At 58.2% G+C, this 22,039-nt stretch carries 21 protein-coding genes and 1 tRNA gene; 7 read left to right on the top strand and 15 right to left on the bottom strand.

The genetic code is table 11. The features are described from left to right. Window positions 1-245: 245 nt before the first annotated feature. Window positions 246-1,487 carry a hypothetical protein gene (locus GH656_RS05900; protein ID WP_153075014.1) on the bottom strand — a complete coding sequence of 414 codons (1,242 nt, stop codon included), beginning with the start codon at window positions 1,485-1,487 and terminating at the stop codon, window positions 246-248. Between the two features lie 131 nt (window positions 1,488-1,618). On the opposite strand from GH656_RS05900, the gene GH656_RS05895 reads away from it, so the two are divergent. The 5 genes from GH656_RS05895 to GH656_RS05875 all read left to right on the top strand — a co-directional run bounded on the left by GH656_RS05895 (window position 1,619) and on the right by GH656_RS05875 (window position 8,429). Then, complete coding sequence (locus GH656_RS05895) at window positions 1,619-2,758, top strand: regulator (RefSeq protein WP_153075013.1); 1,140 nt, start codon at window positions 1,619-1,621, stop codon at window positions 2,756-2,758. 80 nt (window positions 2,759-2,838) lie between these two features. After that, window positions 2,839-4,545 (top strand): single-stranded-DNA-specific exonuclease RecJ, encoded by a 1,707-nt coding sequence (recJ, locus tag GH656_RS05890; RefSeq protein WP_153075012.1) that lies wholly within the window; start codon window positions 2,839-2,841, stop codon window positions 4,543-4,545. 153 nt (window positions 4,546-4,698) lie between these two features. Next, window positions 4,699-5,803 (top strand): peptide chain release factor 2 gene (gene prfB, locus GH656_RS05885; protein ID WP_153075011.1). Its coding sequence is split into 2 segments (ribosomal slippage): window positions 4,699-4,779 and window positions 4,781-5,803, totalling 1,104 coding nucleotides; the frame shifts between segments, so codons are not numbered across the junction. Between the two features lie 104 nt (window positions 5,804-5,907). Next, window positions 5,908-7,434 carry a lysine--tRNA ligase gene (gene lysS / locus GH656_RS05880; RefSeq protein WP_153075010.1) on the top strand — a complete coding sequence of 509 codons (1,527 nt, stop codon included), beginning with the start codon at window positions 5,908-5,910 and terminating at the stop codon, window positions 7,432-7,434. Between the two features lie 263 nt (window positions 7,435-7,697). Then, the gene (locus tag GH656_RS05875) at window positions 7,698-8,429 is read left to right on the top strand and encodes a glycine zipper 2TM domain-containing protein (RefSeq protein ID WP_153075009.1); all 732 of its coding nucleotides are present in this window, start codon (window positions 7,698-7,700) and stop codon (window positions 8,427-8,429) included. A 176-nt stretch (window positions 8,430-8,605) separates the two neighbouring features. Here the strand turns inward: GH656_RS05875 and iscX are convergent, their stop codons facing one another. The 10 genes from iscX to GH656_RS17750 all read right to left on the bottom strand — a co-directional run bounded on the left by iscX (window position 8,606) and on the right by GH656_RS17750 (window position 15,700). Next, the gene (iscX, locus tag GH656_RS05870; RefSeq protein ID WP_153075008.1) at window positions 8,606-8,803 is read right to left on the bottom strand and encodes a Fe-S cluster assembly protein IscX; all 198 of its coding nucleotides are present in this window, start codon (window positions 8,801-8,803) and stop codon (window positions 8,606-8,608) included. A gap of 15 nt (window positions 8,804-8,818) precedes the next feature. Beyond that, window positions 8,819-9,160, bottom strand: coding sequence for an ISC system 2Fe-2S type ferredoxin (gene fdx / locus GH656_RS05865; RefSeq protein ID WP_153075007.1), 342 nt, complete (start codon window positions 9,158-9,160; stop codon window positions 8,819-8,821). Window positions 9,161-9,246: 86 nt separating this feature from the next. Then, window positions 9,247-11,118 carry a Fe-S protein assembly chaperone HscA gene (hscA, locus tag GH656_RS05860; RefSeq protein ID WP_153075006.1) on the bottom strand — a complete coding sequence of 624 codons (1,872 nt, stop codon included), beginning with the start codon at window positions 11,116-11,118 and terminating at the stop codon, window positions 9,247-9,249. Window positions 11,119-11,238: 120 nt separating this feature from the next. Beyond that, a complete protein-coding gene (hscB, locus tag GH656_RS05855) occupies window positions 11,239-11,757 on the bottom strand; it encodes a Fe-S protein assembly co-chaperone HscB (protein ID WP_174769772.1) in 519 nt (172 codons plus the stop codon). Between the two features lie 125 nt (window positions 11,758-11,882). Continuing rightward, window positions 11,883-12,206: an iron-sulfur cluster assembly protein IscA gene (gene iscA / locus GH656_RS05850; protein WP_153075005.1), complete on the bottom strand. Its 324-nt coding sequence runs from the start codon at window positions 12,204-12,206 to the stop codon at window positions 11,883-11,885. Between the two features lie 112 nt (window positions 12,207-12,318). Continuing rightward, on the bottom strand, window positions 12,319-12,714 hold the full coding sequence (gene iscU, locus GH656_RS05845; protein ID WP_153075004.1) for a Fe-S cluster assembly scaffold IscU: 396 nt from the start codon (window positions 12,712-12,714) through the stop codon (window positions 12,319-12,321). A 52-nt stretch (window positions 12,715-12,766) separates the two neighbouring features. Then, entirely contained in the window at window positions 12,767-13,990 is a 1,224-nt protein-coding gene (locus tag GH656_RS05840; protein WP_153075003.1) for an IscS subfamily cysteine desulfurase, read from the bottom strand. A gap of 61 nt (window positions 13,991-14,051) precedes the next feature. Further along, window positions 14,052-14,570, bottom strand: coding sequence for a Fe-S cluster assembly transcriptional regulator IscR (gene iscR, locus GH656_RS05835; protein ID WP_153075002.1), 519 nt, complete (start codon window positions 14,568-14,570; stop codon window positions 14,052-14,054). 475 nt (window positions 14,571-15,045) lie between these two features. Then, a complete protein-coding gene (locus GH656_RS05830) occupies window positions 15,046-15,309 on the bottom strand; it encodes a hypothetical protein (RefSeq protein WP_425495850.1) in 264 nt (87 codons plus the stop codon). Between the two features lie 235 nt (window positions 15,310-15,544). Continuing rightward, the gene (locus GH656_RS17750; protein WP_174769660.1) at window positions 15,545-15,700 is read right to left on the bottom strand and encodes a hypothetical protein; all 156 of its coding nucleotides are present in this window, start codon (window positions 15,698-15,700) and stop codon (window positions 15,545-15,547) included. Here GH656_RS17750 and dusA point away from each other — a divergent pair. Beyond that, window positions 15,678-16,667 carry a tRNA dihydrouridine(20/20a) synthase DusA gene (gene dusA, locus GH656_RS05825; RefSeq protein ID WP_153075001.1) on the top strand — a complete coding sequence of 330 codons (990 nt, stop codon included), beginning with the start codon at window positions 15,678-15,680 and terminating at the stop codon, window positions 16,665-16,667. The genes GH656_RS17750 and dusA overlap by 23 nt on opposite strands. A gap of 91 nt (window positions 16,668-16,758) precedes the next feature. After that, window positions 16,759-16,834, top strand: a tRNA-His gene (locus GH656_RS05820). A 111-nt stretch (window positions 16,835-16,945) separates the two neighbouring features. Here the strand turns inward: GH656_RS05820 and GH656_RS05815 are convergent. From GH656_RS05815 to GH656_RS05800, 4 genes are all read right to left on the bottom strand, one after another. Continuing rightward, a complete protein-coding gene (locus GH656_RS05815) occupies window positions 16,946-18,199 on the bottom strand; it encodes a hypothetical protein (protein WP_153075000.1) in 1,254 nt (417 codons plus the stop codon). A gap of 401 nt (window positions 18,200-18,600) precedes the next feature. Next, entirely contained in the window at window positions 18,601-19,245 is a 645-nt protein-coding gene (locus GH656_RS05810) for a hypothetical protein (protein ID WP_174769702.1), read from the bottom strand. A gap of 1 nt (window position 19,246) precedes the next feature. Then, window positions 19,247-19,627 carry a single-stranded DNA-binding protein gene (locus tag GH656_RS05805; RefSeq protein ID WP_153074999.1) on the bottom strand — a complete coding sequence of 127 codons (381 nt, stop codon included), beginning with the start codon at window positions 19,625-19,627 and terminating at the stop codon, window positions 19,247-19,249. A 150-nt stretch (window positions 19,628-19,777) separates the two neighbouring features. Beyond that, on the bottom strand, window positions 19,778-21,766 hold the full coding sequence (locus GH656_RS05800; protein WP_153074998.1) for an AAA family ATPase: 1,989 nt from the start codon (window positions 21,764-21,766) through the stop codon (window positions 19,778-19,780). Between the last annotated feature and the right edge of the window lie 273 nt (window positions 21,767-22,039).

The following is a 22,039-nucleotide window of genomic DNA, read 5'->3' as shown; positions in this document are numbered from 1 at the left end:
TATAACGGCGTGGCAACGGCTGGCGAGCGGTTTTTGCCGGACTGCGGCCCTGGAAACCCCTGAGTATTTGCTGATTTGTCTGTGCCGGCGAAAAAATGCAAACAGGGCACCCGGCGATATGCGGGGTGCCCTGTTTTTTATTACTGGCTGACGTGGTGCAAATTAAATACCGGGCATTGCAAATTTGGCCCAGCACATAATCTTGTTGCCAGCTTTTCTGGATTAACTAGTTAGGAATACCGGGGTTAATCGCTTCTGCTGTTCATTATTTTTGGAGCTGGGAACTTCAGTGCTAGTAGCTCCGCCTTCAGGCGAGCAACTTTATTTTTCGATTTGACTCCACATACATTCCAACCTTCTTTTTCATTAAGATCAAATAGTGTCTTCAGGCCAGTAAGCAAAAGATTATCACCTGATGATGCGGCCAGATTCTTAGCTTCATCACAAAAAGCCCTTAAGGTAGGCTCCGCTGGCTTGCAATCCTTGAGAGTACGCGCGAATCCAATGTAGTCTCCTCCCTCTAATGCTGCCATCAGCGCAGCATCCTGCTTATCCATGCCAGCGCTAGTTTTAACTAACGCTTTAGGCTTCACATCAAGCTTTTTTTCTGATGTCTCTGGTCCCTGACCGATGAATTTATTTTCAGCTTCGACACTGCTTTTTAAGCGATTTACAGGCTTCGAATCATTCTGGTCTGGTTTTTTCAACTGCCCGGCAATTTCCCCAGCCGGTTTTTTCACCGAACTACCGCCAGATACTGGCAAATTCGCCGCAAAGCTATTTCCCTGGCCAGTTTTTTTATTTTTTTGAGCTGACGCTGAAAGCTGCTGAGGAATAGCTGACTTTTTAGGTACCGCTTTAGATACCACATCAGATTTTTTTCCTGATGCGTTATCAACAGGCTTGCTTTTAGCTTTAGCACTGCTTTCCTGATAACTTTCAGGCTTCGAATGATTCTGGTTTGGTTGCTTCGACTGCTCAACAGTTTTCCCGGCCGGTTGCTTCACCGAACTACCGTCAGATACCAGCGAACTCCCCGTAGCGCTCTTTCCGCTGCCAGTTTTTTTATTTTCTTGAGTTGGCGCTGAAGGTTTCTGAGAAATAGCTGGTCCTTTAGGTGCCACTTTAGGTGCCACCTCAGATTTTTTCCCTGATGCATTCTTGCCGGACTCGCGTGGAGTAGTGCGAGCGGCTTCCGAATTACCCAGGTTTTTCTGCTGCAACTGCGCAATGGCGCGCTGATTCATCGCCTTCACCTCGGCGTCTGAAGCTGGCTTTTTTTCCCGCGACAACAAACTGCGAAAAAACGCCACAATGTTCGCAAAAAAACCCTTTTCGGACGTTTTTGAAGCTGAATTCTCGCCAGCCGGCACCGCTTTCGTCGTTTTTCCAGCGAATAGGCCTTCACCCGGAGAAATGCCTACACCCACATCCGAATTGTTAACTGACCCTACCGGCCCTACGCTATTACTAATGCCATACACCATGATTGACTCTCTCCCACACGATTTACCCGTATAAACCCTAAGGAACGTTTCGCCGCCAATCGTTCCATTTAATCTCAAAATTAAACGAGCGCGGCCCCAAGCCCGTTCAGTGCGGCCATCAGGCCTATACAATGCGCAGCACTATGCCCACTCCCCACCTTCACCTGCTGCTGCCGTTCGCACTACCTTCGGCCGCCGAAGCCCCCACCGCGCTGTACCGTCTGGCCCACCCCGCCCTTGATCGCCTCGTCGCCCGCGCCAGGCTGAGCGAAGCCGTGACCGGCGAAGACTTCCAGCGCACGTTGCCGCACGAGCGCTGGCTCGCCCGCCGTTTCGGCCTGGTCGCGCCCGATGCCAGTGACGCCGCGCCGCTCGCGCCCTATATGCTGCTCGCCGATGGCGGCACCCCCGGCGAACAGGTCTGGGCCTGCGTGCAGCCGGTGCATGTGCGGATCGCGCACGATCATCTAGTGTTGATCGACCCCGCTTCGCTTGAACTCTCCGATGCCGAAGCCCGCGCGCTGCTGGAGGTCGCCCGTCCGCTGGTCGAAGAACTCGGGGTGCAGCTCGAAGCACCCCAGCCCAGCCGCTGGTATTTGTCGAGTGAGCGCTTCGGCGCGCTGGCGGGCGCGTCGCCGCTACGTGCCAGCGGCCGCAACATCGAAATCTGGCTGCCACACGAAGCGCACTCCGGCGAACGCTCGCGCGCCTGGATGAAGCTGCAAAACGAAGTCCAGATGTCCTGGTTCGAGCATCCAGTCAACGAAGCGCGTGAAGCGCGCGGCCTGCCTGCAGTGAATTCGCTCTGGTTTCACGCACCGGGCAAAATGCGCGCGCTCAGTCAGTCGCTCGGTCAGCCATTCACCCATGTGCTATCGCTGGCACCCGCCACACGTGGCCTCGCCATCGCGGCGCAAGCCCAGACTGGCGCACCGTCGCAGTCGTTCGAGGCGCTAGCAACAACAACAACACCCACCGCACCAACAACCTCAGCCAGCCCCACCACACCGGCAACGCACACCACACTGGTCGAACTCGATCCGTTTTCCACGCCTTATGTCGAGCAGGACTGGGGCCGCTGGAACAGCGCGTTCGCCGCGCTGGAGCGCGACTGGTTCGCCCCCGCGCTGGCCGCGTTGCAAAACGGCCAACTGCGTGAACTTGGCCTGACCCTGTGCAGCGATACCGGCTCCGTCACCCTCACCCTCACCCGCCACGATCTGCGCAAGTTCTGGCGTCGCCGCGCGCTCGCGTCGCTCTTCATCGAGTAACGCTGCAGCGGTCATCCCCGCTCTTCACGCTCGCCGCGCGCTTGCTTACCCGCTTTTTCTGAGTATTTTTCCGCCTCCGTATGACTCGAATCGTTACCCGCGCCGCCTCCCCCGCCGACACCGAGGTGCTTACCCGCCATGGCCTGCACCCGGTGCTCGCGCGCCTGTACGCAGCGCGCGGCGTCTGTGGCCCCGCTGAGGTCGAAACCAGCCTCGCCCGGCTGGTGCCGCCCGCCGCGCTCAAAGGCTGCGAAGAAGCCGCCGCGCTGCTGGCCGACGCGATCCAGCAGCAACGCCGCATGCTGGTGGTCGCCGACTACGACTGCGATGGCGCAACTGCCTGTGCGGTGGCCGTGCGTGGCCTGCGCCTGTTCGGTGCTCAGGTGGACTACCTGGTGCCCAACCGCTTTGAATACGGCTACGGCCTCACGCCGGAAATCGTCGCCCTCGCCGCCCAGCGTGCCGGCGGCCCGCCTGAGCTGCTGATTACCGTGGATAACGGCATCGCCAGCGTCGATGGCGTTGCCGCCGCCAGCGCACTAGGTATCGACGTGCTGGTCACCGATCACCATTTGCCTGGTGATGCGCTGCCCGCCGCCCGTGCCATCGTCAACCCGAACCAGCCAGGCTGTTCGTTTCCGAGCAAATGCATCGCGGGCGTCGGAGTGATGTTCTATGTGCTGCTAGCGCTGCGGGCCGAATTACGGCAACGCAATGCGTTCACCGAAGCACGGCCAGAGCCGCGCCTCGATGGCCTGCTGGATCTGGTCGCGCTCGGCACGGTGGCGGACGTAGTGAAACTCGATGGCAACAATCGCGTGCTGGTCGCGCAAGGACTGCAACGGATTCGCCGGGGCCGCTCGCAACCGGGCATCGCAGCGCTGTTTCGCGCAACCGCGCGCGAAGCGCGCCACGCGTCGGGCTTTGATCTCGGCTTCGCGCTTGGGCCACGGCTGAATGCGGCGGGCCGGTTGTCGGATATGTCGCTGGGTATCGAGTGCCTGATTACCGACGACGTGGGCCGTGCGTGGGAGCTGGCGCAGCAGCTTGATGCGATGAACCGCGAGCGGCGCGACATCGAAGCGGGCATGCAGCAGCAAGCACTCGCTGAACTCAGCGCCATTGATCCCGCCGACAGCGCCACCCTCACGCTGTTCAACCCAAGCTGGCATCAGGGCGTGATTGGCATCGTCGCGGGGCGGCTCAAGGAGAAATTCCACCGTCCGTCGTTCACCTTCGCGCTGGCCGATGACAGCGGGCAGACGGTCAAAGGTTCGGGCCGCTCGATTAGCGGCTTTCACTTGCGCGATGCGCTCGATCTGATCTCAAAACGCGAACCTGGCCTGATCGGCAAATTCGGCGGCCACGCGATGGCCGCGGGCCTGACACTCGCCACCGCCGACGTCGCGCGCTTTGCCGCAGCGTTCGAAGCGGTGGGCCAGGCCTGGCTCAGCGCGGATGTGCTGGCGCGCACGATTGAAACGGATGGTGTGCTCGAAGACGCGTATTTCACGCCACAGTTTGTCGCCATGCTCGATGCCGAAGTCTGGGGCCAAGGCTTTCCTGCACCCGTGTTTTCTGGCGAATTTGAAGTGCTGTCGCAAGCGCTGGTGAAGGACAAGCATCTGAAACTCCAACTGGGCCGTGGCCGCCAGCGTTTTAACGCGATCTGGTTCAACCACACCGAGCCGCTGCCCCAGCACACCACGGTGGCTTACCGGCTCAGCGCGGATAGCTGGAATGGCGTGTCGCGGGTACAACTGATCGTGGAGCACGCGCTAGCCTGAACGCGGCACGGTGCGGCACAGGCAATTTCCCGGCAATTCGGCTGAAGTCGCGCGCAAAAGCGCGTATCAGCCGCATTTCGGCACATACCAGAGCCCTTTGCGCGCTGCGCTTCGGCTATAATTCCCCCCTTTTTTACGACACCAAAGATCGACATGGAAGCGGAACGTCTCAACGCGATCGAAGCCTCTCTGGCAGACCTGCGCCATCGCGCAGACGAGCTACGGGGGTATCTTTGACTACGACGCCAAAGCTGCGCGTCTGGAAGAAGTCAACAAGGAACTCGAAGACCCCACGGTCTGGAACGATTCAAAACACGCCCAGGCACTAGGCCGGGAAAAAAAGCTGCTGGATGGCGTGGTCGAAACCCTGACGGCACTCTCTAGTGACCTGCGCGATACGCAGGACCTGTTCGACATGGCCCGCGAGGAAAACGACGAAGACACCCTCGTCGCCTGCGAAACCGATGCAGCGGCACTCGAAGGCCGTATCGCCGACATGGAATTTCGCCGGATGTTCTCGAACCCGGCCGACCCCAACAACGCTTTTCTCGACATCCAGGCAGGCGCGGGCGGCACCGAAGCCTGCGACTGGGCGGCGATGCTGCTGCGCCAGTATCTGCGCTACTGCGAACGCAAAGGCTTCAAAACCGAAATTCTCGAAGAATCCGCAGGCGACGTCGCAGGCATCAAGAACGCCACGATCAAGATCGAAGGCGAATACGCCTACGGCTTTTTACGCACCGAAACCGGGGTGCACCGGCTGGTGCGCAAATCACCGTTCGATTCATCGGGCGGGCGGCACACGTCTTTCTCGTCGGTGTTCGTCTATCCGGAAATCGACGATTCAATCGAAGTCGAAGTCAACCCAGCTGATCTGCGCATCGACACCTACCGCGCATCAGGCGCTGGCGGCCAGCACATCAACAAGACCGACTCCGCCGTGCGGATCACGCACTTGCCCAGCGGCATCGTGGTGCAGTGCCAGAACGACCGCTCGCAACACCGTAACCGTGCCGAAGCCATGGCCATGCTGAAATCGCGCCTGTACGAAGCCGAAATACGCAAGCGCCAGGCCGAACAGGACCAGCTCGAATCAAGCAAGACCGACGTGGGCTGGGGTCACCAGATCCGCTCTTACGTGCTCGACAACAGCCGGATCAAGGACCTTCGCACCAACCTCGAAATCAGCAATACGAAATCCGTGCTGGACGGTGATCTCGACGCCTTCATCAGCGCTAGCCTGAAGCAGAACGTTTAAGCCGCAACCGGCATGCACCGCGCACACGGCGCGGCCACCACAAGGCCGCGCCGGATTCTTTTTTTCGCGCCACTTCTGGCGCCCTTTCCGCAAACCACACCACCATGAACCAACCGACCCAGACGCCCGCCACCGCCGAACTGGATGACAACCAGATCATCGCGGAGCGCCGCGAGAAGTTGCGCGCACTGCGCGAACAGGGCGTTGCCTACCCGAACGACTTCCGCCCGACGCACCACGCCGCCGACCTGCAAACGGCGTTCGCGGATACCAGCAAAGAGGCGCTCGAAGCCCAGGCGCTCGAAGTCGCCATGGCCGGCCGGATGATGCTCAAACGGGTGATGGGCAAAGCCAGCTTTGCCACGGTGCGCGATGGCTCGGGACAGATTCAGTTTTTCATCACGCCCGCCGATGTGGGCGACGCCACCTACGACGCGTTCAAAAAATGGGATCTGGGCGATATCGTCGCGGCACGTGGCGTGCTGTTTCGCACCAATAAAGGCGAGCTGTCGGTGCGCTGCACCGAGCTGCGCCTGCTGTCGAAGTCGCTGCGGCCACTGCCGGACAAATTCCACGGCCTCGCTGACCAGGAAATGCGTTACCGCCAGCGCTACGTCGACCTGATCGTCACGCCAGACACGCGCAAGACCTTTATCGCGCGCACCAAAGCGGTATCGTCGATTCGCAAGTTCATGTCCGATGCGAACTTCATGGAAGTCGAAACCCCGATGCTGCACCCGATCCCCGGCGGCGCAGCAGCCAAGCCGTTCACGACTCACCACAACGCGCTCGACATGCAGATGTTTCTGCGCATCGCGCCTGAGCTGTATTTAAAGCGGCTGGTGGTCGGCGGCTTTGAGCGCGTCTTCGAGATCAACCGCAATTTCCGCAACGAGGGCGTGTCGCCACGGCACAACCCGGAATTCACCATGATGGAGTTCTACGCCGCGTACACCGATTACGCGTGGCTGATGGATTTCACCGAACAATTGATCCGCCAGGCGGCCATTGATGCGCTCGGCACCGCGACCATCACCTATCAAGGCCGTGAACTGGATTTCGCCAAGCCCTTCCATCGCCTGACAATCACCCAGGCCATCCAGAAATACGCGCCGCAATACACCGACGCACAACTCGCTGACGACACTTTCCTGCGGGCTGAGCTGAAGAAGTTTGGCGTCGATGCGAGCCAGCCGCAGTTTCTGAATGCTGGCGTCGGCGCGCTGCAACTGGCGCTCTTTGAAGAAACAGCTGAAGCCCAGCTGTGGGAGCCGACCTTCATCATTAACTATCCCGTTGAGGTGTCACCGCTGGCACGAGCCTCGGACACGGTTGAAGGCATCACCGAACGTTTCGAGCTCTTCATGACCGGACGCGAGATCGCCAACGGCTTCTCGGAGCTGAACGATCCTGAAGACCAGGCAGCACGCTTTAAAAAGCAGGTCGATCAAAAAGACGCGGGCGACGAAGAAGCGATGTATTACGACACCGATTACATCCGCGCCCTCGAATACGGCATGCCGCCTGCTGGCGGTTGCGGTATCGGCATTGACCGGCTGGTGATGCTGCTGACGGATAGCCCAAGCATCCGCGATGTGATTCTGTTTCCGCATCTGCGGCGCGAAGACTGACGCGCTGAGGCTCTTTCTGGGCCTAAGGCCCAGGGAGCCATCGTGCTGAACTGAAGTAAAAGGTGAAATCTGGGACGCACAGCCATCTATTCGGGCTGTGCGTTTTTTTTGGGGTGCTGCAACACACATTGACCCAAACGGCCAAAACAGCCAGCACACGCAGACCGGCCAGTTGGCCGTTACAAATTGTCAAACCCATGCACGCCAAATTGCCGGACACTGCGGCCACTTCCCTTTAGTTTCGTTTAGAACGAAGGCTCGCCATGGACCATCCCAATCGCCCTTCTCCCGAAACCTCACGCCGCCTGCATCCGCTGATCGCCACGGCAGCCGGCGCGGTGATTATTGCCAGCCTGGTGGCGACAGCCGCCATCACCGGCCTGATTCCCAACGCAGCAAGCAACCGCTCGTCTGCTTCGCCCGAGCCAGCGATGAGCGCCTCCGCCGCGCTGCCGGGCCCAGCGGCCACGGCTGATGCGCTTCAGGCCACCGCACAGCGGGTGCCACCTTCAGCGCCACCATCGTCAACCAGCCAAAACACCAGTACAAACACAGCGCGTGGCGTGCCGGGCACTCAGTACGCTGGCAATGCTGGCAACCCCGCTGGCAACCCCACTGATGCCCCCAACACCCCGCACCGCGCAGCCGCAGCCGCAGCAACGTGCCAGCAATGCGGCACGGTCGTGGCCATTTCTACGGTGCGCCAGCAAGGCCATGGCACCGGGCTGGGCGCGGTTGGAGGTGCAGTGGCTGGCGGTGTCGTAGGCAACCAGTTCGGCAGCCATAACGGCCGCACCGCGATGACGCTGCTGGGGGCGCTAGGCGGTGGCCTCGCGGGCAATGCCGTCGAAAAACATCTACGCAGCAGCACCGCTTATTCGGTGCGAGTTCAGATGCAAAGCGGCAAAACCCGTTATTTCACCTATCACCAGGCACCGCCGTTCCAGCAAGGCCAACCGGTCCGGGTTGAAAACGGAACGCTGGTCGCAGGCTAAGCCCAGAGCAGCACCATGCAAAAAGGCGATCCATGCAGATGGATCGCCTTTTTGTCCTTCAGCTCTTCAGCCCGCCAACAGGAATGATGGGAACAGAAAGCAGCGCTGGGCCGCTGCGTCACCCTTCACCCTGACCATTGACCGGTTGTTGATCGGCCGTTGATCGTTAGCCGCGCCTAGTAATCCGCGTCCTCGATCCACGTCGTCTGAATCGCCTCCAGAATTTTTTCGTTTGAACGGCCAGGATCGTCGTCAAACCCTTCCAGCTCCGTTACCCAGCGATGCAGATCCGTAAAGCGCACTTGCTGTGGATCAATATCCGGATGCTTGTCAGTTAACGCCATCGCAATCTCTTGCGTATCGGTCCACTTCATGGCTGAGCGCTCCTGTTAGTGATTTTCCTTCGCATGGTTGATCGAGTAACGCGGGATCTCAACCACGAGATCCGTATCGGCTGGCACGAGTGCCTGGCAAGACAGACGCGACTCCGGTTCGAGCCCCCACGCCTTGTCGAGCAGATCGTCCTCGACTTCTTCCGATGGCGTGAGTGTATCGAAGCCTTCACGCACAATCACGTGACATGTGGTGCAGGCACATGATTTCTCGCATGCATGTTCGATTTCGATACCGTGATCGAGCAGGTTGTCGCAGATGCTCTTGCCCGGCACCGCTTCAATCACCGTGCCTTCAGGACACAGTTCAACGTGAGGCAACACAATGATTTGAGGCATACGTAATCCATATTTTCGTGAGATGCGGCACGCGGCCGTGTGATGTCCTGTCCCGCTGAAACCCCTGCGCTATCCAGCCCTGCCCGTCAGATTTCGTCGAGCTTGCGGCCAGCCAGCGCGCGGCGAATTCCTTTATTCATGCGACGCGCGGCGAATTCGTCAGTCCCCTCGGCCAGCGCTTTCGTTGCGGCCTCAAGCGGCTCTACCTCGTTGCTCTGCGCCAGCCCGCGCAACGCCGTAAGTAACACATCCAGCGCCGCGCGTTCACTGGCGTCGAGCAATTCGCTGTCCGCGGCTAGCGCTGCGTCAGTGGCCTCAATCAGACGCTGAGCCTCCACCTGCGCTTCGCGCAACGCGCGCGCGCGCATATCCACTTCTGCGGTCTTGAAGCTGTCTTCGAGCATGTGCGCGATTTCGTCATCGGCCAGCCCATACGAGGGCTTGACCACCACCGAGGCTTCCACGCCCGAATGCTGCTCGCGGGCAAACACCGAGAGCAAACCATCGGCATCGACCTGATAAGTGACACGAATGCGCGCCGCACCCGCTGTCATCGGTGGAATGCCGCGCAGCTCGAAACGCGCCAGCGAGCGGCAATCCGACACCAGTTCGCGCTCGCCCTGCACCACATGGATCGACATCGCCGTCTGGCCATCCTTGAAAGTGGTGAAGTCCTGAGCCCGCGCGGCGGGAATCGTTGAATTGCGCGGAATGATTTTTTCGGTCAAACCACCCATCGTCTCGACCCCCAGCGACAGCGGAATCACATCGAGCAGCAACCAGTCGTCGCCATCACCATTGCGATTGCCCGCCAGCAGATCTGCCTGAATCGCGGCACCTAACGCCACCACCTGATCCGGATTGAGATTAGTCAGTGGCGGCTGGCCGAAAAACCCTTCGACCGCACGGCGAATCACCGGCATACGTGTCGCACCGCCGACCAGCACCACGCCATGGATCTCAGCGGGCGTGACTTTGGCATCGCGCAGCGCCTTTCTGGTCGGGCTCAGCGTGCGCTGGACCAGCGCTTGCGTAAGGCTTTCGAAGGTGGCTTCGCTGATGGCTTGATCGAGTGTGACGCCGCTTGAGAGCGTCACCGTGATGCGCGCTTCAGCAGCAACTGACAACGCTTCTTTCGCCACTCTGACGCTATCGAGCAGTAAACGGACATCACCGGGCGTCAGTTGCTCAGGGGCCAGCCCCGCTGCAGCAATTACATGGCGATACAACACGTGATCGAAATCGTCACCACCCAGCGCGGAATCCCCCCCGGCCGCGAGTACTTCGAACACCCCTCGGGTCAGCCGCAGGATAGACAGATCAAAAGTGCCACCGCCCAGGTCATACACCGCATACAGACCCTCAGCGCCGTTATCCAGCCCGTAGGCAATCGCAGCGGCGGTGGGTTCGTTAAGCAAACGCAGCACGTTCAAACCAGCCAGACGCGCCGCATCCTTAGTGGCTTGCCGCTGCGCTTCATCAAAGTACGCGGGAACCGTAATCACCGCGCCAACCAGTTCGTCGCCAAGCGTGTCTTCTGCGCGTTGCCGCAGCGTGGCGAGAATTTCAGCAGAGACTTCGACGGGGCTTTTCACTCCATCGACCGTGCGAATCTGGACCATGCCCGGCGCATCGAGAAACTCATAAGGCGCGTTTTCCGCACCTTCGACCTCATCTTTGCCACGCCCCATGAAGCGTTTGACGGAAACAATCGTGTTGCGCGGATCGCTTGCCGCCTCGGCTTTGGCCACGCGGCCAATGCGCCGGCCGCCGTTTTCAAGGTAGCGCACGACGGAAGGCAGCAGCACGTGACCGTCTTCGTCGGGCAGCACATCAGGCATGCCACTGCGCACCGCTGCAACTAGCGAATTGGTCGTGCCAAGATCAATGCCAACCGCGAGACGCCGCTGATGCGGTGCCGGTGCCATGCCAGGTTCGGAAATTTGCAGTAAGGCCATCTGGAAGTATCTTTGGGGACTGGTCAGTCCATGGACTAAATGATTCGCGTTGATGCACGCGGTGAAAAGACGTCTGGTCTAACGCTGGTGCTGATGCTGGTGCTAAAGCTAAACACCCCGTCAGCCGTCGAGCCGCTCGATTTGCGCAGCGGCCTCTGCCATCACCCGCTCGATAAACATCAGTTGCCGCACGGCTTCAGCCGCCGCCTGATCTGCTCCGCTATCGAGCAATGCCGCCAGTTTGGCGAGGCGCGCTCGCTCTTCATCACTCAACCGGGCCAGCAGTGCCTCTAGCGCACCGAAGTTTTTGGCGGCGGCGGCATCTTCGATGTCCTCACGCCACTCGATTTGCTGCATTAAAAACGCCGGCTCCATCGCCGTGTTGTTCTCTGCGCCCAGATCAACACCGCGCAACGCAAGCAGGTAGGCCGCACGTTTGAGCGGATCGCGCAGCGTCTGATAAGCCTCATTCGTGCGCGTCGCCCATTGCATTGCGATGCGTTTTTGCGCATCGGCCGCAGCGGCGAAACGATCGGGATGGACCTGTGCCTGCACCGTGCGATATGCGCGTTCAAGCGTGGGAGTATCGAGCGCGAACTGCACAGGCAGATCAAACAGATCGAAGTGGCTATCGTTCAGATTAAGGTTCAGATTAAGCGAGGCCGTCAACTGGCATCCTCCGTGGCAGAAAAACGCTGCGGCAAAACCGCAATGGAATGAAAAAGGCGGCACGCGCCGCCTTCATTTCCGCTTGACGCAGACATTCACACTCGGAATGACTCGCCGCAACCACATTTGTCTTTCTCATTCGGGTTATTGAAACGAAACCCTTCGTTCAAGCCTTCGCGGGCGAAATCGAGTTCTGTGCCGTCGATGTACGCCAGACTTTTGGGGTCCACGATGATTTTCACGCCATTGCATTCGAAGACGGCATCTTCAGGTGCAAGCTCATCGACAAACTCGAGCTTGTAAGCCAGACCCGAGCAACCAGTGGTACGCACACCCAGCCTCAGCCCAAGACCTTTACCGCGCCGCGCCAGGAACTTCTGAACATGCTGTGCTGCCTTGTCGGTGACCGTAATCGTCATATGTGTTTCTCTTAGCGCTAAACGCATTGCAATGCGTCATGTCCTGCTTGCATCGAACCGGCTGATGTGAGGGGCATCACAGACGTGCCCCTGCACACTTCATCGGCCTGGGTCAGGCAGCCGGTGCCGCACCGTGACGCTCACGATAATCAGCAACGGCGGCCTTGATCGCATCTTCGGCAAGAATCGAGCAGTGAATCTTGACCGGCGGCAACGCAAGCTCTTCGGCGATCTGGGTGTTTTTGATCGACAACGCCTGATCCAGCGTCTTGCCCTTCACCCACTCGGTTACCAGCGAACTCGACGCAATGGCCGAGCCGCAGCCATAGGTTTTGAACTTCGCGTCTTCGATGACGCCATCGGCGCCCACGCGAATCTGCAGCTTCATGACGTCGCCGCACGCTGGCGCGCCGACCATTCCGGTGCCGACCGTATCGTCGTCCTTGGAGAACGAACCTACGTTGCGCGGATTTTCATAGTGATCCAGAACTTTTTCGCTATAAGCCATGATGACACTCCTTGATTCGATTCAACTGCATGCGATGCCAATGAAAAGCGCGTTAATGCGCAGCCCACTGGATCGTCGAAATATCAATCCCGTCCTGGTGCATTTCCCACAACGGCGACAGGTCACGCAATTTGGCAATCTTGCCCTTAAGCAAATTAATCACGTAATCGACGTCTTGTTCTGTCGTGAAACGGCCGACCGTAAAGCGGATTGAGCTGTGCGCGAGTTCATCGTTGCGGCCTAGCGCACGCAGCACATACGACGGCTCAAGTGAAGCCGAGGTACACGCCGACCCCGACGACACGGCGACATCTTTCACCGCCATGATGAGTGACTCGCCTTCAACAAAATTAAAGCTGATGTTCAGGTTATGCGGCACACGGTGTGCCATGTCGCCGTTCACATAGGTTTCTTCCATTTCCGCCAGACCGCGCAGCAGACGGTCGCGCAGCATGCGCACGCGTTCATTCTCGCTAGCCATTTCTTCCCGGGCGATACGGAAGGCTTCGCCCATGCCAACGATCTGATGCGGTGCCAGCGTGCCAGAACGCATGCCGCGCTCGTGACCACCGCCATGCATCTGCGCTTCGATACGCACCCGCGGCTTGCGCCGCACATACAACGCGCCAATGCCTTTAGGGCCATACGTTTTGTGCGCTGAAAATGACATCAGATCGACTTTGAGCTTTTGCAGGTCGATTTCGATCTTGCCGGTTGCCTGCGCAGCGTCGACGTGAAAAATAATGCCTTTTTCACGGCAAATTTCGCCAATCGCCTCGATATCCTGAATCACGCCAATTTCGTTATTGACCGACATCACTGACACCAGAATCGTATCGGGACGCAACGCCGCCTTAAATACCTCGAGATCCAGCAGCCCATCATCCTTGACGTCGAGATAGGTCACCTCGAAACCTTCACGCTCAAGCTCGCGGCAGGTGTCCAGCACCGCCTTGTGCTCGGTTTTGAGTGTGATGAGATGGCGGCCCTTATTTTTGTAAAAGTGCGCCGCGCCCTTGATCGCCAGGTTGTCTGACTCTGTTGCGCCTGAGGTCCAGATGATCTCGCGCGGGTCAGCATTGACGAGCGCGGCAACATTTTCACGCGCTTCTTCGACCGCACGCTCCGCATCCCAGCCATATGCATGACTGCGTGACGCGGGGTTGCCGAACTGCTCGCGCAAATAGGGAATCATTTTGTCCACCACACGCGGATCGACAGGCGTCGTCGCGCTGTAATCCATATAGATGGGCAGGTGGGGAATATCGTTATTCATCAATCGCTCCGGGGGACATCAATGCGCCTGGCTTCTGCGTTCTCAATCAGGGGGTGACCCGCTAAGAACCGGCCAGATTAAAAACTGAATTTGGTCCTTTTGGCACGGCCCGCGCCGCAGCCTCGCCGCGCCGGTCGCGCAGCACAGCAGGCGCCGCTTCGCGGACACGCTGCTGGTCAACCAGATCCTGCAGGGAAACGGAATCGAGATACTCGACCATTTTTTGATTCAGCGTTGACCAGAGATCGTGGGTCATGCAATGACCATCAGGTTGCTTGGTCCCTTCGCACGTCCCTTTGCCGCCGCATTGCGTTGCATCGAGCGGCTCGTCAACAGCGATGATGATGTCGGCCACGGTGACGCCTGTTGCCGGGCGGGCAAGGTTATAACCGCCACCCGGACCCCGCACGGATTCAACGATCTCGTGACGGCGCAGCTTGCCGAACAATTGTTCAAGGTAAGAGAGGGAAATGTGCTGACGCTGACTGATACCAGCCAGCGTCACCGGCCCCGAGTCGTGGCGTAGCGCCAGATCAATCATCGCCGTAACGGCGAAACGGCCTTTTGTGGTGAGTCTCATGATGTAGGGGAATCGCAATTCTCGACAATTTTCGTCAAGTATAAATACATGAGTGATTTAGTCAAGTATCCCTGCTACGATTCGGGTCATTTTTGAGTTGGCATACGGAGGCGCTCTTTCGCTAAATTTTGCTGAAAACTGGCAGGGTATGACGCATATGGAGCAAAAAACGGCCGAGACGACCGGCGGGTACGGGACAACCGCTGCCCTGTTGCACATAGAGCATCGCGGACATTTTTGCCTGTCCGCGCTGAAAATTAGCGCGAAATTTTAAACGATCCAGCTAACAAGCGTATGTGGTGCTAATGCTCAGCCACCTTGAATTCCAGCGCTCACGGCGTCTTTAAATACCATTTCAAAAACCATTATTTCTCCGAGTATTTTTGTGGTTTTCAAATGATTCGATTAAATGACTCGACTAAACAACTCAAGGGCGAGAAACAACCCCCGCCCTCTGCTGTTTAAAATAATCGAATCAATGCCCGGAATAAATCGAATTTCGTTCAATTATTTCAACCCGGTGGCCAGACTCTGACACCGACCCTTTTTCATCACCGTAAGCATCGTTCACGGCTGCCTGCTCTGCCCGCAGGGTCTGCGCATTCTGCCCCTGCTGTGACGATGGTGCCCCAGTCGCTGGGCGATAAAATGGTGCCGGTCCATAACCACTGGCAAAAACCGGCAATGTCACAGTGGCCGAGGCAATAACGAGTAGCGCAGCCGTCATTTTATTATTCACGATTAACTCCATTTAATTTCATCAAAAAGACCTTGCGGTAAATCATCCACCATCACCCGCAACGCCATTGAAATCAGTGTAGACCCTTACTATCAAAAATTTGTACCCATTCACTGAATTGACTATTCGGCTCTCTGGAATAATTAACCCGGCTTCAGGCATCGTTTTCACAGCACGCAGATCTAGGCTGAAGCCCAAAAACGAGGCCCTACCAGCGTCCCTGCATGCGGTAAAATCACGGCCCCGCCTGAACCACCAGCCCTTTTCTGCTGCAATTTTTATTTTTCACACCACCGCTCACGCCGCCCATACGCCACAGCACCACCGCTTTTGTATGACTGCGACGCCTCGATAAACTGAAAAATTTAATGAAATCAACACCCAGACGCATATCCGTGGCCCCGATGATGGACTGGACCGATAGCCGGTGCCGCTCATTTCATCGCATGTTGTCGCGCCACGCGTGGCTCTACACCGAAATGGTCACCACCGGCGCATTGATCTATGGCGATGTCGCACGGCATCTGGCATTTACGGCTGACGAAGCACCGATTGCGCTTCAACTGGGCGGAAGCGAGCCAGGCGACCTGGCTCGCAGCGCAAAACTCGGCGAACAATGGGGCTATGACGAGATCAATCTGAACTGTGGCTGCCCGTCAGAACGCGTACAACGCGGCGCATTTGGTGCGTGCCTGATGAACGAGCCGCAACTTGTCGCCGACTGCGTGAAAGCGATGCGTGACGCGGTCTCGATTCCAGTGACAGTCAAACACCGGATCGGCGTGGATGCGGTGGAAGACTACGGTTTTGTACGCGATTTTGTTGGCACAGTTGCTGAAGCGGGCTGCGAAGTGTTCATCGTGCATGCCCGCAACGCCATTCTGAAAGGCCTCAGCCCCAAAGAAAACCGCGAAATTCCACCGCTCAAGTACGACTACGCTTACCAGTTGAAGCGCGATTTCCCTGCACTCGAAATTATCCTCAACGGCGGCGTCAAAACGCTGGACGAAGTCGAACGGCATTTGCAGCATGTCGATGGCGTGATGCTAGGGCGCGAGGCGTATCACAACCCCTATGTGCTGGCTGGCGTCGACGCACGTTTTTATGGCTCATCCACACCCCCGCCTAGCCGTGAAGCCGTAGAAATTCAACTTATCGAATATTGCGCAACCGAGCTCGCCCGTGGGACCGCACTGGGCACCATCACGCGTCACGTACTCGGCCTTTATCACGGTGTAGCTGGAGCACGTGGTTGGCGCCGGATTCTCTCAGACAGCAAGCGGCTCGCCGCTGGCGATTTGACGATTTTCGATGAAGCACGGCAGCATCTGCGCACACCCAGCAAAATTCTTGAATAAGGGACTAGGCAAACATCATCCGTGTTTGTATAATCTCGTTTCTTGACCGGCTAGCCTAGTTTTTCAGGCGAACCATGCAAATGTATCAATGGTGGCTGTAGCTCAGTTGGTAGAGTCCAGGATTGTGATTCCTGTTGTCGTGGGTTCGAGCCCCATCAGCCACCCCAAGAAAATCAAGCACTTAGCCCAGTTTTTTGAACTGGGCTTTTTGTTTTCTAGCGTCCGTGTAGGCGCTGTGTAGGTATTTTAGGTGACTGAGATCATGACGAGTCGGATGGTCATCGGTGCCAAAGCACAAGTCCCGCAAGGATGAGGGCACCCCACCAAAGTTGCTTAGAAAGGCCCGCCACCTGGTTCCTAATGCTCGTAACCTGTGCGGCAAGTCTACCGACCATTGCAGCGTTAGCGGGCTGCGTAGGCTCTTGCAGTTCCTCCTTCACCTCATCCGTGACCGCGCGTGGGTCAAACCATTTGTACTTGGCTTGCAGTTGTGAGCACCGGCGAGCATAGAAGTGTTGCAGGTCCGAGGGCATGCAATCTTCGAGTTGCCGACGGCAGTCGTCCTTCAGCAACAACTGATTGTTGAATAAGGCGGTGAGTACAAACAAGTTACCGTCCATGTCCCAAGCCAGCCTCATTTGGTCGGTGTTCATCTTGTTCCTTCCGTAATAGGCGCACCGCAGCATCACGTCTTCAGAGTCAAGTTCGCCGACGTACTCCAGTTTGTTGCCTTCGAAGACGCAGCCGTAGAGGGCGGCTATTACCCCACAGAACTCTTCGACCAAGGGGCGCGGTGAGTAGTACCCTTCTGCCTCAGCATTTTCATCGAGCGTCTTTGATGCTCTGGCGGTTTTCCACCGTGCCAAGAGTTCCGAGAATATCGCCTTGCTATCCAGGGAACGAGCACTCTCTGGATTGAGGTTCAGCAGCAAACTATAGAGCGCATAAATCCAACGCTGCTCGGTCGGGGCAGTTCGCAGTAGGCTAACTATAGCTTTCCCCAGGTCCCACGCCGTGAAGTCGGGACCGTGTATATCACTTTCATCAATGTTGAGGCCGGGGTTGTCTACAGAACTGCGGACAAGGCAGAACCAACGCTCTTCGGGAATGTTCTCGAAAGAGCCTCGCCGCTCATAAACCGCCGGTAATAAGCCGCGCCGCCTCGGATTGCGCATGAGAACGCTCAATTCGTCACTGTCCCCATAGAGGGCAAGTCGCCGAAGCTCGGATTCATCGACTCCTGTGGCATTGGTGAATAGCCACACATATGTTGCAGGCTCGTTCGCTAAGCAGGCAAGTCGCACCGCCTTGTCATACCCGGGGTCACCAGTTCCTGCCAACGACCGGCTGTATAGACTTCCGACCACGTCATCACTGGCCGCATTTTTAGCCAAAGCAAGGTCGATTAGACGGTCTTCGCGTTCCAACAGGGAGAGCTCTAGCTCTTCATCGTAGTTCCAGTGGTTCCCTGTCGCCAAATACTGGCCATAGTTATCTAACTCGCGATAGACGACATCTGGCATCGCCAGCATTAGCCTCGCCTGCGTAATCAGACGGTGCGTCGTAGTGTCCCAAGCCATACTTACCCCTAGGCGTTTTTTGGGCACTATGCATCAATCGCTGCCTGCTGTCTGCCTTTCTGGAGAAGACGAACAATATCGAGCGGCACTCTTCTCTAACATCGGAGAAGTCGCCTAGCACAGTGTTCTCGATAGTCGTGTGGGTAAGGGGGACGGTCCGAGCGCTATTCCTGGCTCTCTGATGGGTGTAGCAGGTGTAGCGCGGGTTCCGTCGAAAAAATCCGAGCTAGACTCGCTTAAGCCTGTCACGGCAAACGCGTAACAAGTCGTTTATCTCGCGCTGTTGCTCCAGCCATTCTCGCGACCGCATCCCATGCTTCAGCCTGTTTTGTGACGATACGTCTTTGCCTTCATCACTCTTCGGGCCGGTGGAACATTCCCACGGTCTCCAGCGCTTGATTGCCTCGGCTTGTCTGGCTCGTCGCTCCTGTGTCCAACCATTCGCCATTACCACGCTCCAAAAGTTCGAACGATTGCTCGGAATTATTTGCATGCGTGCGCGAAGCCGGGCCATTGTTCACCTGTTGCGGCCCGTTCGCAATGTTGGCCTGCTTCACGAACGCGAGAGGACGCGGGTTCTTGATTTCGGCCAGCGCTTCAAGCGTCGAGCGGCATTGCGCTTGCGCTTTGAGCGCCAACCGAAGATTCGCCTCCATCTGGTTCAGATATTCGCAATGCGCCGACTTTCGAGCAAGTTGGTTAAAAACCATATCCAGCGTGTTCGCCTGCGTCATAAGCATGGCTTCCACGGCGGACAGGTCACCGGCCTTCACTGCGTCAGCGTGACGCGTCAACTCCTCCGCGTAAAAGGTTAGGTCCGTGCCTTCCCCGAACATGGGTTCAGCGTACTTTCGACCTGTTACTGCGCCGCGAATTATGCTGCTCGCCGCTATTCGCGCCCCGGCTTGCTCCGCGCTTTCGTCCGGGCTTCGCGATAAACGCAATTCGTTCGGGTTGCATTTTGCGGTTTTGTTCTCGGCCTTCTTAGTCGTCGCCATGTCACGCCCCCATAGGGTCATCGAAACCATCGTCTGACATCAACTCGGTACGCCGTCCACCCTGGATGGCCTTGCGTTTGTGTTGTACGTGGTACGCCGTCAGCACGCGGTGCGCCACCATATCTAGCGCCGGTTTCGCGTCGCCGTGTTTGTCGGTCCACACTTTTGGCGTAAGCGTCCCGGCCAGCGCCACCGAATCACCGTCATCGAGCGCCAACAGTACGGACTTAGCGGCGTCATCGAACGCAATCACGTTTACGAATAATGATTCCCCGTCTCCGCTGGTTGGCCGCACCTTGGCGATAACAAACGCCTTTCCGCTCTGACCCATCCGGCTTTGAGCCGCGCCGTACAGCTTCCCACTCACTAATCCGTCAATCATTGCTCACCTCGTATGTCGTCGTTCCCGCTTTTTCCCGGTTTATCCGAAAACAGGCTTTTCTGGTCCGGTCCATCTTTCCCGTTTTTTCCCGCCCCGTATATATAGATACGGGCGAAAACGGGAAGGACTTTCCGAGCGATTCTTGGGGCATTATTTGCGCCATAACCAACCCTCTTTTGTGCCATAGATTCCCCGCGCTACCAGTCCTGTAATCGCTGCCCTGGCGCGCTCGTTCCTATGCTTCGCGTCACACGCCAGACGGCCCGCCACAATTGGCACAGCGGCCTCGATTTCAATGCAGGGATGCGCGGGCGACGCGTCGCCTTTGCCAAAGTCGCACGACTGGCGCAACGGTTCGGCTAAAGCATCAAGTGCGATACGTTGATTGCCCCCTTGGGGCAACTTCACCCGTTGAACCTCGCGCGTGCTCTCGTCCGGCTCCACGACGCAAGACGTAACGGGTTCGCCGTGCTCGTTGTCGCCCAGTTCCACTACCCGCAGCACGAACGGATTGCGCGCGCCATCCTCGTCATCTTTGGACTTTGCAATTGACCATTCGCGGCGGCTGTCGGTCCGATTTACTTCGATTGCTGCATCAAGCGCCGCGTACAGGCTGCTATGGCCTCGCAATCCCTTCGTGCCGTCCTTGCCCGTGTGATGCACCACCAACACCACGCCGCCCATGCGTCGCTGCAATTCCTTACACGACTCGATAAGCTCGCCCATGTCGGCACTGGCATTTTCATCGGCTCCCGGCGCGGCCCGATTCAGTGTGTCGATAACTAGCAATCCATCCCGTCCACCACCGGCCAGCACGGCGGCGGAAAGCTCTGCAATGTCGCTCTCCTTGCGCAGGTCGAGCGGTTGCGTGATGAATCGCAGGCGGTCCGGCAATCGACAGGCATTGCGCACGCTCCACGCTTTTGCACGTTTGCTCAATCCGGCTTCGCCTTCGAGTGCTACATACGTTACGGGCGCGGCGGTCACGCGCCGCCCGAACCATTCCGAACCGTCAGCAATGGCGGCGCACAGGTCAAGCGCGAGAAACGATTTACCGGAACCGGACGGCCCATAGACGGCGGCAAAACCAGTGGCAGGCAGCACCCCACGAACCAACCAGCGCAGGGGCGGCGCATTCAACAGGTCATCAGCCGATTGCAACCGGTAACGCATAGGCGGCGTTCTGATGGCGCGGAGCAGGTCCGCCAGCGCGTCGCTATCGTGGTCGTGCTCATAGTCGTTGGCATCGTAGTTCGAGGGAGCATCGGCGGGCAGTTCCACCCACGCGCCGCCAACCTCGCGGGCGATGGTTTCGGCGTCCGCTTCCTTACCCTTGTCCGGGACAATCACGATACGTGTTACCGGGTAACGCTCGCGAAGCAACTTCGATACGGCGCGAACCCGGCCCCAACCAAACGCCACCACAGCAGCGGCGCGAGGGTCGGCACGCGAACACGCCCACGCTTGCCCGATACCTTCGCAAACGTAGATAGTCCCGTGCGCAACGCTTTCGCCCACCACGAATAGGCCCTTGCCAAACGATGCTCCCGGCGCGTTTAGCTTCTTCCCGCTACCCGATGCGGGGATGTATTGGATGGTTTGCAATGCGCCATCCAGCGAGCGAACCGGCACGGCCAACCACCCGGCTACGCGCATACCCTGAATCGTCAACGGGTCATCGGCAGGGACTACGCGTAGACCGTCAGTATTGCCGCGCTTCGCCACGATATAGGGATGGTTAGCATAAGCGGGCGAATACCCTTCGAATGTCACACCAAGGTCGCACGCAGGCTGCTGTGCAGCTTGCGGTTTCACCTCGGACATGGGGCGCGACACGCGAGCGGATTGTGCGCCGTTCCGACGCGGTTGTGGGTCGCTCCAGCCAATCTCGTCAGCCATGCGAAACAGCGTACCCGGACCAATGCCACCAGTCGGCTTGACGCTGCGCCACACAGAGCGGGCGTCGCGCTCACTACCATAGTTGCCGCCGGTCGCAGACCAAGCCAGAAAGTCATCTTCCGGCAATCCCGCCGCTTTGGCAGCCATCGCGGCACGCACCCATTCATCGCGGGAGCATCCGGCATCGAGCGATTGCAAGGCTGAGCGGGCGCGCTCTATTTCGTTGTGCCCGGTCATCATGCAAGCGTCTCCTTGCTCCGCTTTACCAGCCAGCGAGCAACCTTGCGACGGTCCGCTTCCGAGAAGTGGTAGATGCCGCGTTTAACTTCAAAGCCGTCGCGGTCTATGCATGGCACCCTTGAACACGGCAAGTCCAGGCCCCTGGCGCGTAGGTCTGCGACCAAGTCAGGGCCATTGCTGCATCCGGCCACGCGGTCTAGTTCCTCGCGTGGCATCGGGCGGCGTTGCCATCCGGCGAGCGCGCGTAAGTGACGCGGGTTATCAGTTCCGGTA

The organism is Paraburkholderia bonniea (genome assembly GCF_009455625.1).
In the GTDB taxonomy this organism is placed as follows: Bacteria; Pseudomonadota; Gammaproteobacteria; order Burkholderiales; family Burkholderiaceae; genus Paraburkholderia; species Paraburkholderia bonniea.
Note: the sequence above shows the minus strand (reverse complement) of the source record. Positions and strands in the feature narration are given on the sequence as shown.